15 protein-coding genes and 1 tRNA gene are annotated in these 14,316 nt (G+C 62.4%); 10 read left to right on the forward strand and 6 right to left on the reverse strand.

Annotated features, from left to right (window positions below):
- Positions 1 to 81 precede the first annotated feature (81 nt).
- Positions 82 to 1,086 (reverse strand): patatin-like phospholipase family protein, encoded by a 1,005-nt coding sequence (locus HJA_RS10890; protein WP_035582069.1) that lies wholly within the window; start codon positions 1,084 to 1,086, stop codon positions 82 to 84.
- Between the two features lie 72 nt (positions 1,087 to 1,158).
- Here HJA_RS10890 and HJA_RS10895 point away from each other — a divergent pair, with 72 nt between their 5' ends.
- The 3 genes from HJA_RS10895 to HJA_RS10905 all read left to right on the forward strand — a co-directional run bounded on the left by HJA_RS10895 (position 1,159) and on the right by HJA_RS10905 (position 3,720).
- Positions 1,159 to 2,430 carry a class I SAM-dependent RNA methyltransferase gene (locus HJA_RS10895; protein ID WP_051597591.1) on the forward strand — a complete coding sequence of 424 codons (1,272 nt, stop codon included), beginning with the start codon at positions 1,159 to 1,161 and terminating at the stop codon, positions 2,428 to 2,430.
- Positions 2,427 to 2,867, forward strand: a complete 441-nt coding sequence (locus HJA_RS10900; RefSeq protein WP_035582072.1) for an NUDIX hydrolase — start codon at positions 2,427 to 2,429, stop codon at positions 2,865 to 2,867. The genes HJA_RS10895 and HJA_RS10900 overlap by 4 nt, the downstream gene beginning before the upstream one ends.
- 67 nt (positions 2,868 to 2,934) lie before the next feature.
- Complete coding sequence (locus HJA_RS10905; protein ID WP_035582076.1) at positions 2,935 to 3,720, forward strand: SDR family NAD(P)-dependent oxidoreductase; 786 nt, start codon at positions 2,935 to 2,937, stop codon at positions 3,718 to 3,720.
- A 76-nt stretch (positions 3,721 to 3,796) separates the two neighbouring features.
- Here the strand turns inward: HJA_RS10905 and HJA_RS10910 are convergent, their stop codons facing one another.
- Complete coding sequence (locus tag HJA_RS10910; RefSeq protein ID WP_035582079.1) at positions 3,797 to 4,111, reverse strand: hypothetical protein; 315 nt, start codon at positions 4,109 to 4,111, stop codon at positions 3,797 to 3,799.
- 413 nt (positions 4,112 to 4,524) lie between these two features.
- Between HJA_RS10910 and HJA_RS10915 the strand changes: the two genes are divergently transcribed.
- Positions 4,525 to 5,508, forward strand: coding sequence for an NAD(P)H-dependent flavin oxidoreductase (locus tag HJA_RS10915; protein ID WP_035582081.1), 984 nt, complete (start codon positions 4,525 to 4,527; stop codon positions 5,506 to 5,508).
- 17 nt (positions 5,509 to 5,525) lie between these two features.
- On the opposite strand, the gene HJA_RS10920 is transcribed toward HJA_RS10915, so the two are convergent.
- Positions 5,526 to 6,428, reverse strand: a complete 903-nt coding sequence (locus tag HJA_RS10920) for a D-2-hydroxyacid dehydrogenase (protein WP_051597592.1) — start codon at positions 6,426 to 6,428, stop codon at positions 5,526 to 5,528.
- Between HJA_RS10920 and HJA_RS10925 the strand changes: the two genes are divergently transcribed.
- Positions 6,402 to 6,899 (forward strand): TIGR02301 family protein, encoded by a 498-nt coding sequence (locus tag HJA_RS10925; protein WP_051597593.1) that lies wholly within the window; start codon positions 6,402 to 6,404, stop codon positions 6,897 to 6,899. The two genes, HJA_RS10920 and HJA_RS10925, sit on opposite strands and share 27 nt — an antisense overlap.
- Here the strand turns inward: HJA_RS10925 and soxR are convergent.
- Positions 6,896 to 7,354: a redox-sensitive transcriptional activator SoxR gene (gene soxR, locus HJA_RS10930; RefSeq protein ID WP_035582082.1), complete on the reverse strand. Its 459-nt coding sequence runs from the start codon at positions 7,352 to 7,354 to the stop codon at positions 6,896 to 6,898. The two genes, HJA_RS10925 and soxR, sit on opposite strands and share 4 nt — an antisense overlap.
- A gap of 100 nt (positions 7,355 to 7,454) precedes the next feature.
- Between soxR and HJA_RS10935 the strand changes: the two genes are divergently transcribed.
- Both HJA_RS10935 and HJA_RS10940 read left to right on the forward strand, forming a co-directional pair.
- Positions 7,455 to 7,838 carry a VOC family protein gene (locus tag HJA_RS10935; RefSeq protein WP_035582341.1) on the forward strand — a complete coding sequence of 128 codons (384 nt, stop codon included), beginning with the start codon at positions 7,455 to 7,457 and terminating at the stop codon, positions 7,836 to 7,838.
- A 134-nt stretch (positions 7,839 to 7,972) separates the two neighbouring features.
- The gene (locus HJA_RS10940) at positions 7,973 to 9,883 is read left to right on the forward strand and encodes a gamma-glutamyltransferase family protein (RefSeq protein WP_081814657.1); all 1,911 of its coding nucleotides are present in this window, start codon (positions 7,973 to 7,975) and stop codon (positions 9,881 to 9,883) included.
- Here the strand turns inward: HJA_RS10940 and HJA_RS18035 are convergent.
- Positions 9,880 to 10,599 carry a VOC family protein gene (locus HJA_RS18035; protein ID WP_051597594.1) on the reverse strand — a complete coding sequence of 240 codons (720 nt, stop codon included), beginning with the start codon at positions 10,597 to 10,599 and terminating at the stop codon, positions 9,880 to 9,882. The genes HJA_RS10940 and HJA_RS18035 overlap by 4 nt on opposite strands.
- Before the next feature lie 272 nt (positions 10,600 to 10,871).
- Here HJA_RS18035 and HJA_RS10950 point away from each other — a divergent pair, with 272 nt between their 5' ends.
- On the forward strand, positions 10,872 to 11,723 hold the full coding sequence (locus HJA_RS10950; protein WP_241764347.1) for a cation diffusion facilitator family transporter: 852 nt from the start codon (positions 10,872 to 10,874) through the stop codon (positions 11,721 to 11,723).
- A 108-nt stretch (positions 11,724 to 11,831) separates the two neighbouring features.
- Positions 11,832 to 12,800 (forward strand): thioredoxin-disulfide reductase, encoded by a 969-nt coding sequence (gene trxB / locus HJA_RS10955; protein ID WP_035582084.1) that lies wholly within the window; start codon positions 11,832 to 11,834, stop codon positions 12,798 to 12,800.
- A 19-nt stretch (positions 12,801 to 12,819) separates the two neighbouring features.
- Here the strand turns inward: trxB and HJA_RS10960 are convergent, their stop codons facing one another.
- Positions 12,820 to 13,587 carry a hypothetical protein gene (locus HJA_RS10960; RefSeq protein ID WP_035582086.1) on the reverse strand — a complete coding sequence of 256 codons (768 nt, stop codon included), beginning with the start codon at positions 13,585 to 13,587 and terminating at the stop codon, positions 12,820 to 12,822.
- Between the two features lie 244 nt (positions 13,588 to 13,831).
- Here HJA_RS10960 and HJA_RS10965 point away from each other — a divergent pair.
- Positions 13,832 to 13,908: transfer RNA gene (locus HJA_RS10965), tRNA-Met, on the forward strand.
- Positions 13,909 to 14,316: the final 408 nt, after the last annotated feature.

The raw sequence follows: 14,316 nt of genomic DNA on the forward strand, positions 1-14,316 counted from the left end.
ACTTCGCTCAGGATGAGTCCGCGCGTATTGAGCGCTCATGCTGAGCGAAGTCGAAGCATGGGTGCGGGCGCCCCGCCCGCCTTAGCCCTTCAGGAATTCCTCCCGAAGGTCGCAATTCGATTTGTTCGTGCCGACGAGGTCTGCTTCGCCGGTCAGCCACGCCTCAGCGGCCGCTCGGCCCTGATCGCGCAAGCCGGTGAGGTAACGCCAGCTGGTATCGAACTTGGTGTGCAGGCTCTGATCGACCAGATCCTGCCCGCCGCGGATCGTGTGCACGTTCAGGCGGCGGTATTTCTTCAGCATCGGCGCCTTCAGCATGCCGTCATCCAGCAGGCGCTGAACGAAGGCGATGGCGCGCAGCTCACCGATCAGGGCAGCGTTGAAGCTGATCTCGTTAACGCGCTCCTGGATCTCCCCCGCCCGCTTCGGCACGCCCGGCCGCTCGATCGGGTTCAACGTAACGAGCAGGACATCCGTTGGAGCGCCCGCATAGATCAGCGGAAAGATGCTGGGATTGCCCATATAGCCGCCATCCCAATAGGCGTGGCCGTCGATCTCCACCGCCTGGAAGGTCTGCGGCAGGCAGGCGGAGGCGAGCACGGCATCGAGCGTCACCTCTTCGCCTGTAAAGACTTTCACATGGCCGGATTCCACATCCGTCGCGCTGAGGAACAGCTGCAGGCCGGAGGCCCGAACGGCTTCGAAATCGATTGCGCTTTCAACGGCATCGCGTAGCGGGTTCAGCCCCAACGGGTTCAGGTCATAAGGGCTCGCCCAGCTTTGCAGCGCGGAGGCGTAAGCGAAGGCGGCCGGATTGTTGACACCATAGGCCCGTGCAGGCCGGCCGCTATGCGAGATGGCTTCCCAGAGCGATTCAAGTGCCTGACGGGCTCCATCGACCCCGCCGGCACCATAGCCGCCGGCAAATGCGACAGCGTTCATCGCGCCTGCGGAAGTGGCCGTGATCGCTCGGATGTCGAAGCGGTTCTCTTCAACGAGGCGGTCCAGAACGCCCCATGTGTAGGCGCCATGGGCTCCGCCGCCCTGCAAAGCGAGACTGAGAGGCTTTTGTGCCGGTTTCGCCATTCAAGCCTCCTGTTCGCGACCGTCCTGCGGTGCTAACCCGTGAATCGGCATACAACCAGTGGGGAGCCCGGCATGCCTGCTATTCCAGATCCGGATGCCCGCGGGACCGGCACTGTAACCATAGAACGCCTCGGATCGAAGGGCGACGGGCAGGTGCGGATCGACGGAGACTGGGTTTCCGTTCCGCAGGCGCTGCCTGGCGAAGAAGTGCGCATTGCCGTCGAGAAAGACCGCGCGCGCCTGCTCGAAATCGTGAGGCCCTCGCCGGACAGACAGGTACCCGCCTGCCCGCATTTTTCCCAATGTGGCAGCTGCAGCCTGCAGCACCTTGCCGATGGCCCATATCAGGCCTTCAAACGCTCGCTTGTTGTAAACGCCCTGAAGGCACGCGGGCTGGAGCCGCATGTCGAGGACATCTGGGTCACCCCGCCCGGCACCAGGCGGCGCATGTCTCTGGCGGCACGGCGCACAAAGGCCGGTGTGCAGCTCGGTTTTCATGCCCGGCGCAGCCATGACATTGTCGACATTTCCACATGCCCGGTGGCCTCGCCCGAGATCACACGGAAACTCAGTGCCCTGAAGGAGCTGGCCGCGCCGCTGGCGCCCCTGAAAGGCGAGATGGTTCTCAAAGTCACTGTGATGCCGAACGGGCTGGACCTTCACATCACAGACACTGCCACTTTCGCTGCCCCGCACGATGTCATGATGGCCGGGGCCAAAGCGCTGGCCGCCGGTTTCCTCCGCGTCTCCATCGGCGATGATATCCCGCTGCAGCAGGGCACGCCGGAGATACAAGTCGGCAAGGCCGCGCTCCGCCCCCGCCCGGGCGGCTTCCTGCAGGCCAGCGCCGAAGCTGAAGCCTTCATGGCGAGCCTTGTGCGCCAGCACCTGAAGTTTGCGCTGGAAGTTGCCGACCTTTTCTCCGGCTGCGGAACATTTGCACTACGCCTGGCTGAAGAGTCCCGCGTGCACGCCGCCGAAGGCGATTCAGATGCGATCGAAGCGCTGGAAGCGTCCGCCCGGGCGGCGTCCGGCCTGAAACCTGTGACGGCGGAAGTGCGTGACCTGTTCCGCAATCCGGTTCCGGCAGCCACACTGTCGCGCTTTCAGGGTATTGTGCTGAACCCGCCCCGGCATGGCGCCGCCAAACAGGTGGCGGAAATCGCGCAAAGCGGTGTCGCGCGTATCGCCTATATTTCGTGCGACCCCGGCACGCTGGCGCGGGACCTGCGTGTGCTGGTCGATGCCGGATACCGGTTCGTCCTGGTGCAGCCGGTCGACCAATTCCTGTGGTCGCCTCATGTGGAGACGGTCGTCCTGCTGGAACGGGGAGGTGCAGGATGAGTGCCCAGAAGCCTGTCCCAGCCGTCGGCACCGTCTGCTTCCGCGGCGACGATGTCGCCCTGATCCGCCGGGGCACAAAGCCGATGGCGGGGAGTTGGTCCCTGCCCGGCGGCAAGATCGAGTTCGGCGAACGCGCTGGCGATGCCGCCCTGCGCGAACTGAAGGAAGAGACCGGGCTTACCGCCCGGCTGGTGGGTCTCGTGGATGTCGTGGACGGTATCTTCACGTCCCGCACGACGGGCGATGTGACCCGGCATTTCGTCCTGTTCGACTACGCCGCCGTTTGGGTTTCCGGTACGGTAATGGCGGGCGATGATGCGGCCCATGCCGAATGGATCAGCCCGGCCCGTCTGGCGGAAATCGAGATCTGGGACGAAACCCGGCGCATCATCGAAGCGGCCCGCGCGCTCGTCCTGGCCAGCCAATCAGCCTCTTGACCGGCCCCAGCGTCACCTCTCTTGTGTGACGCCAGACAAACAAACCCAAGTCTTTCAGGAGAAAACCATGACCTACGCCCCATTCAATCTTTCAGGAAAGGTCTGCGTTGTAACCGGCGGCAACAAGGGAATCGGCCTCGGCATGGTGGAGGCGCTGGCCGCTTCCAATGCCGACGTCGTGATCTGGGGCCGCAAGGAAGCCGACAATGCCGCTGCCGTGAAAAAGGCCGACGCACTCGGAACCGGCAAGATCAAGGCGTGGAAAGTGGATGTCGGCGAGGAAGCCGAAGTCGTCAAAGCGATGAAGGAAGCCGAGGAAGAGTTCGGCCGGATCGACTGCTGCATCGCCAATGCCGGTGTCGGCCGCGGCGCGGCGAACTTCCACGAGATGACGCTGGAGACCTGGCGCTACAACCAGCGCATCAACTCCGAAGGCGCCTTCTTCACGCTTCGCGAAGCCGGCAAATCCATGGTGGCGCGTGCCAAGGCCGGCGACCCGGGCGGCAGCCTGGTCGGTACAGCATCGCTGGCAGGCATTGAAGGTGCGGCGCGCAATGAAGCCTACGGCCACACCAAGGGCGGCCTGATTGCCATGATGAACGCCATCGCCACCGAGTATGGCCGCTACGGAATCCGCGCGAACTCCATCCTGCCAGGCTGGATCGCCACGGACATGACCGAAGGAGCTCAGGGGAACGAAGTTTTCCAGACCAAAGTGATTTCGCGTGTGCCGGCCCGGCGCTGGGGCGAACCGGAAGATTTCGGCGGAATCGCGGTGTATCTGGCTTCCGATGCATCCAGCTACCACTCCGGCGACACACTGATCGTGGACGGCGGCTACGCGAAATTCTGATCCGGAGTTCCGGAATTCGAATCAAAAGGGCCGCTCCTGATGGAGCGGCCCGATCTTTATCCGGATGGAGAACCGATTATTGCGGCTCTTCTTCCGTCATCTCTTCGGCAGTCGCGTCGGCGGCATCTTCAGCTGCATCGGCGGCGTCCGCAGCGGCTTCTTCAGCCGCGTCCATGGCATCGTCAGCCGCTTCTGTAGCGGCATCAGCAGCATCGGAAGCTGCAGCGGCAGCGTCGTCAGCGGCTTCAACGGCAGCGTCGGCTGCGTCAGAAGCAGACTCTTCGATGACCGTGGTTTCTTCGACAACCGGCGTGTCTTCAGCCGGAGCCTCGGCCGGTGCGCAGGCTGCGAGAGCCAGGGCGGCAGCGCCCAAAGTGATGATATTCTTCATGATATTACCCCTGATTAAGGTCTTGCGACCGAACGGCGTCATAGCATCCGCCAAGCGAAACGGATAGTTCAATTCAGAACGGGCCTTGGCATCGCTGTAAAGCCCCTGAACCGAACCAACCTCTCCCGGACCCCCGGAAAAGGGCAGAAGATGGGCAACCGGACCTGTTCCCGGGCAGCGCCCGTCGGCCGGTTGCCGCGTCCTTCGTGAGGGCGGGCCAGCTCGTGAGAGCCGGTCCAGTTGGCCTCAGCATGTGACGCCGGACCGGCGATTCTGCCAGTCCACCCGCTATCCTGACGGCAGAACGCGGCGGGAATGGGGCGGAGACGCGGCGGGCTGGCGCCGCCTCTTGCGTTGACGCTGCGACGGGGCGCTAGGGCTTCCTCATAAAATCACCAGAGAGGAAGCCCGACATGGCCCTGAAAACCCGCCTGACAGAGATGTTGAACATCAAGCACCCGATCATGCTCGCTGGCATGGGCGGGGTTTCCTATGCAGAGGTCTGCGCCGCGATGTGCAATGCGGGCGGCTATGGCGTGCTCGGCATGGCCGGCACGACACCGGATTTCATCGCCGGACAGATGAAACGGGTCCGTGAACTGACCGACCGGCCGTTCGGTGTCGACCTGCTGGCCGCCAGCCCGGAAAGCCTGGAAGAGTCCGTGGACGTTATCATCAATGGCGGGGCTGACAGCTTCGTGGCAGGCCTCGGTGTGCCGATGCCGATCATGGAACGTCTGAAAAAGGCGAACGTCAAAGTCATGGTCGTCGGCGGTGCAGTGAAGCACGCTATCAAGGCTGAACAGGCTGGCTGCGATGCGGTCATTCTTCAGGGCGGCGAAGGCGGTGGGCACACTGGCCTCGTCGGCACGCTGCCGCTGGTGGCTCAGGCCGTCGAAGCGGTGAAGATCCCGGTCATCGCGGCTGGCGGCATCTATGACGGGCGCGGCCTTGCGGCGTCTCTGGCTCTTGGCGCACAGGGCGTCTGGATGGGCACGCGCTTCATCGCCTCCGAAGAAGCCCATGCCGCAAACATGTACAAGCAGGCTGTCGTTGGCGCGGGCGATACCGATACGACGCGCACGCGCTGCTATTCCGGCAAGCCGATGCGCTGCCGCACGAATGACTACATCAATAACTGGGAGAGCCGCCCGCAGGACATCAAGCCTTTCCCGCACCAGGCCATCCACTCGCACCAGACGGGCGTCATTGGCGGCATTGGGGGCATCACGGACGAAGCCAAGCTCAATCCGGACAGCTCCTGCTTCGCCATGGGCCAGTCAGCCGGCGGCGTGCATGAAGTAAAGCCCGTGGCCGCCATCGTAGAAGACATCATGCGCGATGCCGAAGCCTCGATTGACCGCATCGCCGGCATGAAAGTGAAAGAAACAGCGTAGACGGATGACCCTGCCGCTCAGTCCTCGAACGCCTTGCGGTCGACGAGGTTCCTGAGCGGCTCACCGTTCAGGTAGCGGTGGAGATTGTCCACGAACGTCCCGTCCGCCCGCAGGATTGTCCCGGTCGTCTGGGAGGAATCATGTGGCGTCAGCATAATCTTCGGATGATGCCAAAGCGGGCTTTCTTCCGGCAGCGGCTCAACGCCCGTCACATCCAGGGCCGCATAAGCCGGACGGCCTTCATCCAGCGCCGCAATCAGCGCATCCTCATTCACCAGCGCCCCGCGCCCGAGATTCATGAACAGGGCATCAGGCTTCATTTTCGAGAAGAAATCTGTTCCGGCCATGCCTTCCGTTTCCGGCGTGTGCGGCAGTGAAAGCAAAACCACATCCGCGCCCGGCAATTCGTCCATCAGCACACTGGACGGCAGGATTTCGTGTGCGCCCGGCGCAGGCCCGGGGGAACGGCGCAGGCCCGTGACATGCCCGCCAAGGGCCGTTACCCGCTTGCCGACGGCCTCGCCGATCGATCCATAGCCGACAATCAGCCAGCGGCTGCCTGCAATCTCGCGCGACTGGACACGTTTCCATTCCGCGGCCTGCTGCTGGGCCCGGTGCAGTGGCCCTTCACGCAGGAAATCCAAAGCCGCCCAGAGCGCCCATTCGGCCATCGATTCGGCCTGAGTGTGGTTGGTCGTGTAGTGTTTAGAGGCTTTTCCGATGCCTTTCAGTACCGCATTGTCCACACCTGCTGCCGGTGACTGGAACCAGTCCAGCCGGTCTGAGGCCATGACGGTTCTGACAAAAGTCCCGGCTGCCGGTCCGAAAAAGCAATCGAGGCTGCCGAAGACGATTTCAGGCTCTACCTTGTCGGTCACCACCCGGCTGCCGGCATGATAGAAGCGCCCCTCATCGGTCATAATGAGGACATCAAGTTTGTGTTCTACATCCTTGAGCCGAGGCTGGATGCGGGCAAAGGTCTTTTCATGAACAAGGCACGTTTTCATGTTGTCCTGCTTAGCGCCCTGATGGTCTGTGGCGCAAGCGCTGCACAATCAGGCCTGCCCATGCGCGGGCCGGATTACTTCCGCGACGCTTCGGATCTGGCGGGCGCGCTCGGCTCTGCGCATGCCATCCGGGTGCGCTGCAACGGCCGGGAAGACCAGTACTGGCGCCAGTACATGTCGGACATGCTGAGCTATGAGGCGCCGAATCGCGGCAATCTCCGCTCCAGCCTCGTGGCCAAGTTCAACGATGCCTATCAGGAAACCAGCCGCGACTATCTGAAATGCGACAACCGCGCCGTGGAAGCCGAAGCGCGCTTCGCCCGCCAGGGCCAGGAAATCGCCGAACGGATGGCGATGCACTATTTCCCGAAAAAGCCGGATTAGGCCTGCGGGCTGACTGATTCCCCCGTCATCACGAAGCGGGGCCCCGGGCCGGCGGCGCGGGCGCGGTCATCCGGGTTGTAGAGCTTGCAGGTTTTCAGGCTGAGGCAGCCACAGCCGATACAGCCATCCAGCCGGTTTCGCAGGCGCTCCACCATCGCGATGTGATCGTCGAGCCGTTTGCGGAAATGCTGGCTGATCCGCGTCCAGTCCGCCTTGGTGGGGGTGCGGTTGTCCGGCAGGTCGCTCAACACCTCGCTGATCTCCTCAATGGTGAGCCCCATCTGCTGGGCAATCAGGATGAAGGACAGGCGGCGGATGTCGGCGCGGGCAAACTCCCGCTGTCCGGAAGGGCGCCGGTCCGGCTTCACCAGGCCGCGCGATTCATAGAACCGGATCGCCGAGACCGACAGCCCGGTCCGGCGGGCGACATCCCCGATCGATAGCCCCTGTTTCATGCCGCAATTTCCTTACGTTTAATGCTTGACCTAAAGTTAGGTTGAGGAATTACGAAGGTCAAACCAACCCCGGATGAAAGGCAAAAGGAGCCTGAAGAAAATGAAACCCGCATTGTTTGAACATGTGAATGTCACAGTGTCGGATCCGAAAAAGACCGCCGCCATGCTGGTGGATCTGTTCGGCTGGCATGTGCGATGGGAAGGCCCATCAAAGTATGATGGCTACACGGTCCATGTCGGCACCGATGACGAATATATCGCCCTCTACGCCCTGCCGAAGCAGGACCGGCCTGATGAAGAGAGTTACTATCGCACCGGCGCCGTGAACCATTTCGGCATCCTCGTGGAAGACCTGGATGCAACCGAAAAGCGCATCCTGGCTTCCGGGATCAAGACTCACAGCCATCAAACCTATGATCCAGGCAGCCGGTTTTACTTCCACGATCATGATGGAATCGAATGGGAGGTGGTCAGCTATGCTTGAAGGACTGGCACAGAGCTATCTCGAAGCCCTCTCGCAAACCATCCGGCCAGCTGATGACTTCTATTGGCCGGGACGGGACTCGCCAAGACGGCGCAGGGCGTTAAGGTCCTCCTCAGACATGAGAGGTGAAATACATGACAGCAGTCCGGACACTCCTGACCGCAGCGCTTGCAACCAGCCTTAGCGCCTGCATCACCCCAGAGCCCGTCACGAAGATCGTCGAAAAAGAAGTGATCGTGACGGAAACCGTGATGGTGCCGCAGCCCACAGCCCCCGGCCCCGGTGACCGGATGCCGACCGGGCGGGATGTTGGCGTGCGGTCCTCGGTTGTGGCACCGCATGGCGCGGCGGCCACGGCTCACCCGCTGGCCACGCAAACGGCAATCGATGTGCTGAAGGCTGGTGGCTCGGCGGTTGACGCGGCGATTGCCGCCAATGCCATGCTCGGGCTTGTGGAGCCGACGGCAAACGGCATCGGCGGCGACCTGTTCGCGATTGTCTGGGATCCGGAAACGCAACAGCTATACGGCTATGAAGGCTCCGGCCGCAGCCCCAAAGGCGCGACACTGGCCGACATTCAGGCGAAAGCCGATGAATACATGGATGGCGAGATGATCCCGTTCCACGGGTCTGCATCGGTCACCGTTCCGGGTACGGTCGATGGCTGGTTCGCGCTGCATGAAAAATTCGGAAAGCTTCCAATTGCGGATGACCTCAGCCCTGCCATCACCTATGCCCGCGAAGGCGCGCCGATCCCGGAAGTCATTTCCTATTACTGGCACATGAACCAGAAGCGCTTTCAGGGATCCGTTGAGAGTGGCGCGCTGGAAGAGTTCGACAATGCGACGGAAACCTATTTCTCTCCACCGCCCCGCGAAGGCGCCCTGTTCAAGAACCCGGACCTCGCCGACACGCTGAGCCAGATTGCCGAGGGCGGCCGGGATGCCTTCTACAAGGGCGAACTGGCCGAACGGATGGATGCCTACTTCACCCGGATCGGTGGTTTCCTGAGGTATGAAGATTTCGCCAGCCATACCGGCAACTGGATCGAGCCGGTCTGCGTGACCTATCGTCAGGACTACAAGGTCTGCGAACTGCCGCCGAGCACGCAGGGCATCGCTGCGCTGCAGATGCTGCAGATGCTCGAAAAATTCGACCTGCGGTCCATGGGCTATGGCTCGACAGATTCGATCATGGCGCAGGTGGAAGCCAAACGCCTCGCCTTCGCCGACCGCGCCAAGGGCTATGCCGACCCGGACTTCGCCGGGATCGACCCGCAGATGTTCATCGCCGAAGGCTACAATGCCAAGCGTGCCGAACTGATCGACCTCTCCAAACCCATGCCGAACGTCAAGGCAGGGCTCGACTTCCCGGCCGCTGACAAGAAGCTGGAAGATGGCGACACGACCTATCTGACCGTGGCGGACGAAAACGGCATGATGGTCTCGCTGATCCAGTCGAATTTTGCCGGCATGGGATCAGGCCTGGTCGCCGACAACATGGGCTTCATGTTCCAGGACCGCGGCCAGCTGTTCAGCCTTGACCCGGCCCACCCAAATGTCTGGGAACCGGGCAAACGCCCCTTCCACACAATCATTCCGGCCTTCGCCTTCAAGAAGGACATGCCGGGCTGTCAGGTCCGCGCGGAACCGATCGAGCAAGCCTGCCCGTTCGAACCCTGGCTGAGCTTCGGCCTGATGGGCGGCGGCATGCAGCCGCAAGGCCATGTGCAGGTGATCCTGAACCTCGTCGATTTCGATATGGGCCTTCAGGAGGCTGGTGACGCAGCCCGCTGGGAGCATCGCGGCGGTTGTGAGCCGACCGGCAAATATGATGACCCGGCCTGCGAAGCCGACATCGGCAAAGTCCTGCTGGAAAGCGGCATCCCGACAGACACCCGCGCGGAACTCGAAGCCCGCGGCGTGGAAGTCGAGTGCTGCCAGGCTAATGGCGGCGGCTATCAGGCCATCATGCGCGACTTCGAAAGCGGCGCCTACATCGCCGCCACCGAGCTGCGCAAGGACGGCATTGCCAGCGGGTACTAATTCTCCAGCTTCAGGGTAATGCCTGCAATCGAGATGGACCTGTCTTCAACGGGCAGGTCCTTTTCTTTTGCGCGGGCGATCACCTGATCAGCATCCGGAAGCTCAAAGCCGAACTCTATCATCCGGTCTGCTGGTCCCTCCGTAAAATAGAGCACAGCATCCGCCAGGAAGAGGCGGCGCTTGTCCGCCGTGAGGCCGAAGACAAGCCCCCATTTCTGCGCCAGCGCATCCGGATCAGGCGTCTCGAGGACCGCATGCGTGAACCGTCCGGGAGCGGATCGCTCGCGCCAGCCGGGACCGCCCCAGCGCCAGCTGCCTGCGGGGCGCGGCTCGTCTACGGAAACGATGGCCCCGCCAATATCTGCCGGGTGAAGGTGGCTGGCAGAAATATCCGGCAGGTCGATGTTCCAGACGCGGCGGATGCCGAGCCCGTCGACACGGGTGCGCAAGGCCGCCATGTCGTCGGTCTGGAAGATCGCCATATAGCCGCCCTCGCCGCCCCGGTCGATGAAGCGCCGCGCCGGCGCTTTGTCGGTCGTCGGCACGACAACTTCCAGGAACTGGTCGCCGATGGCAAATACGGCATTCACAAGACCGAACTCTCCCACGCCGGGATCCGGAAACGGCTCCCCCAACCCAAGAACGCTCTGCAATATGTCGGCGGTGTCTAGGCTGTTTGCGGCAATCACAAGCTGGCGCAGGCGCGGTGGGCTCATGGGTGTCCTCCGGGTTTATTCTGTTATGTTTTCCGGGCAATTTAGCACACATGCCGCAAGGGCAGAGCGGAAAATCGGCGCCGCCCCCAACGAAACGCTATTACAGCCGAATTGACGTGGCCCGGAAAGGATTCCACCTCAGGCTCATGAGTTGCGACCTGACAACGAAAACGCCGGACGCGTCCCGCAGTCATGCCCATGAGCACGGGCATGATCACGCGCATGGGCACGACCACGGACACGGCCATGGGCATTCCCATGACCATGCCGATATGACGACAGCCGATTCCCGCAAGCGGGTGGCCATCGCGGCGGTCCTGACGGCCAGCTTCATGCTCGCGGAGGTAACCGGCGGCCTGATCTCAGGCTCGCTCGCCCTGCTGGCAGACGCTGCGCATATGCTGACTGATGCAGCCTCACTCATCCTGGCCTGGGTTGGCTACAAGCTGGCGGACCGGCCCGCTGACCCTGCCCGGTCCTATGGCTTCGGCCGGATGAAAGTCCTCGCCGCCTTCACGAACGGTATCGCGCTGGTGGCCCTCGCCTGCTGGATTGTCTGGGAAGCCATTCATCGCCTGCTGGATCCGGCCCCCGTTCTGGGCGGAATCATGCTCTGGGTGGCTATTGGCGGCCTCGTCGTGAACGTGCTCGCAGCCTGGGTGCTGCACGGCGGCGACAAGCATGACCTGAACCTTCAGGGTGCGCTGTGGCACGTCATCGGGGACCTGCTCGGCTCCGTTGCCGCCATCGCCGCAGCCATTGTCATCCTGACCACAGGCTGGACACCGGCCGACCCGATTCTGTCCGTGCTTGTGGCCCTGCTCGTCCTCGTCGCCGGCGTCCGGATCGCCCGCCAGTCTGGTCACATCCTGCTGGAAGGCACGCCGGATGGCCTGTCGCCCGAAGACATCCGGAGAGACCTGATCGATCATGTCGGCAACGTCGCCAGCGTCTCGCACATCCACGCTTGGGCCCTGACCGAATCGAAGCCGCTCATCACGCTGGAAGTGACCGCCAAGCAAGGCGCCTGCATTGAAACCCTGCGCAGGGACGTCAAAGCCCGCCTCGCGGACCGGTTTGACGTCTCCCACGCCACTGTGGAAGTGGTTTCCGAGCCCTGCTGAGCTTTCCGGCTTACGTCACATTGATATGAGCGGCCGGGGCCTTTAAGCCTCGATAGACCCGCCCTATGTGCAAAAGCCGATTCCATCAGGCACATCCGGAGTACCGACATGGCCGAGACCAAACACGCTGAAATCCTCATCCTCGGCTCCGGCCCTGCCGGCTGGACGGCTGCCGTCTATGGCGCCCGCGCCCTGCGCGATGTGCTGGTCGTCACCGGCATCCAGCCCGGCGGCCAGCTGACCATCACCACGGAAGTCGAAAACTATCCCGGCTTTACAGAGATCCAGGGCCCGGACCTGATGGTGAAGATGCAGGAACATGCCGAAGCCATGGGCGCGAAGGTCGAGAACGACCACATCGCCGAAGTCGACTTCGACAGCCGCCCCTTCAAGGCAATCGGTGAGAGCGGCACGGTCTACACCGCAGATTCTGTCGTCATCTGCACAGGCGCCCAAGCCAAATGGCTGGGCCTGCCGACGGAAGAGAAGTTCAAGGGCTTCGGCGTCTCCGCCTGCGCCACGTGCGACGGCTTCTTCTATCGCGGCCGTGAGGTCCTGGTCGTTGGCGGCGGTAACACCGCCGTTGAAGAAGCGCTGTTCCTGACGAATTTCGCCTCCAAGGTCACCGTCGTGCACCGCCGCGACAGCTTCCGCGCCGAGAAGATCCTGCAGGAACGGCTGGTGAAGAATCCGAAGGTCGAAGTGATCTGGGATCACGTGCTCGAAGAAGTCATCGGCGACGAAAACCCGCTCGGCGTGACCGGCGCGAAGATCAAGAATGTAAAGACCGGCGAGGAAAAACTCATCCCTGTCCATGGCGTCTTCATCGCCATCGGCCACGCCCCATCGACGGAGTTGTTCAAAGGCAAGCTGGCCATGAAGGACAATGGCTATCTCATCACAAAGCCCGGCACGCCGCAGACGGAAATCCCAGGCGTGTTCGCCGCGGGCGACGTCACCGACGAGACCTATCGCCAGGCCGTGACAGCGGCGGGCATGGGCTGCATGGCGGCGCTGGACGCCGAACGCTTCCTGTCAGAACAGGAAGCCACCACCGAAACAGTCGCGGCGGAATAGGCCTGCGAACCAGCTCCGCTTACAGCATATCCAACGCGCGCGCCTCGGCGGCGCGGGGGCCGTCAGCGTCCAACACAGCCTTGAGCGTGCCTGCGCGGGCCTGCATGACTCGCTCAAGCTCGCTGTCGCCCGGCGCCGCCAGGGCCGCATCAAGGGCGTCCTCGATCTCCGCCCCGTATTTTCTCGCATTCAACGCCGCCAGCGCGCGAGCCCATTGCCAGCGGATCGCCGCATCGCCGGGCGCAAGCGCCGCCGCTGCTCGGTAGTGGCTGCGGGCATTGTCGAGGCTGGCGCCCATCATCATCGCCCCCAGCGTGCCCCCGCGACGGACGACTTCCACATTCCAGACCGCCAGAAAACCATGCGCATAGACATTGCCGGGCTCCTCAGCCAGCACGCCTTCGGCCAGGTCGCGCGCTTCACCGCCGATCCCTGTGCGACGTATCTCTCCGGTGCTCATCGGACGGCTGATAAGGGACAGGGTGATCGCCTTCTGCAGCCGGCCCTCGATATGGCCAGGCTGGAGAGTGAGAGCCTGGTTGGCTTCGGCCAGCGCATTCTGCAGCAATGCCTGCGACGGCTGGCCGTCCTGGCAAATCGCCTCGGCCAGCAGGATCCGCGCTGCGAACGCCCGGGAATCGGCATCCGGCGCTTTCGCCGTCCTGGCCAGCGCAGCCGCGTAATTGCCCGACAAATAGGCGTCGATCGCCTCCGCCTCCTGCCCCTCGGCAGGCAGGGACAGACCGATCAGTATGGCGGCGGGCAACGCGATCAGAATGCGCTTCATGCCGGCAAGTCTATGGGGATGGCTGCCAACTTGCCAAGAGGTGTCCCGGAGGCGCCGGAAGCATCCCGGCGCGCAGCCTTGATTCGAAGCAACATTCTGCCTGAAACCATTGCCGCAGGGGCCGTTGGCAGCCTGCTGGCACCTTCGCTGCAATCATTGGGATGCGGCGATGCAACGAGGTGCATATCGCCCGCTTGCAGGCAGGCGCGCCCGCGTGTATTAGGCCCCCTTCGCACCAGCGAACGGTTCGGTAGCTCAGCTGGTTAGAGCGCGCGACTCATAATCGCGAGGTCGGGAGTTCAAGTCTCCCCCGAACCACCATTGACCCTCCTGAGAACATTGATTTTTCAGACTTTCTGTCAAAAAAAACACACAACTCACCCTCAAAACGAAAAGTTTGCTCTTGGGTGTGCAATAGCATCTGCATATTCAAATCTGATCGAATTTAGTGATTTCGGCGGAAAGATTGATCAAGCTAAATTGGATCAGGGTATTTCAGATCTTGCTCTAACAAGTTCAGATACCGTGGAAGCAATCGCCCGAAAAACCTGCTCTGCCCCCCCCAAAAAATGGTCCGTTATTTGAGTTAGTTCCGGCTTCGACTATGGAGCTGAGGAATGGGCAAGAGAGCCAAACCTGAAGATACTCGGCTTTTTTCAGCGGTTTCATCCGAAACGGTCTCATATTGCGAGATCGGCAGCCCCCTACTCCCACCTCCTGAGGTAACTG

The sequence above is a fragment of the Hyphomonas jannaschiana VP2 genome (genome assembly GCF_000685215.1).
GTDB lineage: Bacteria > Pseudomonadota > Alphaproteobacteria > Caulobacterales > Hyphomonadaceae > Hyphomonas > Hyphomonas jannaschiana.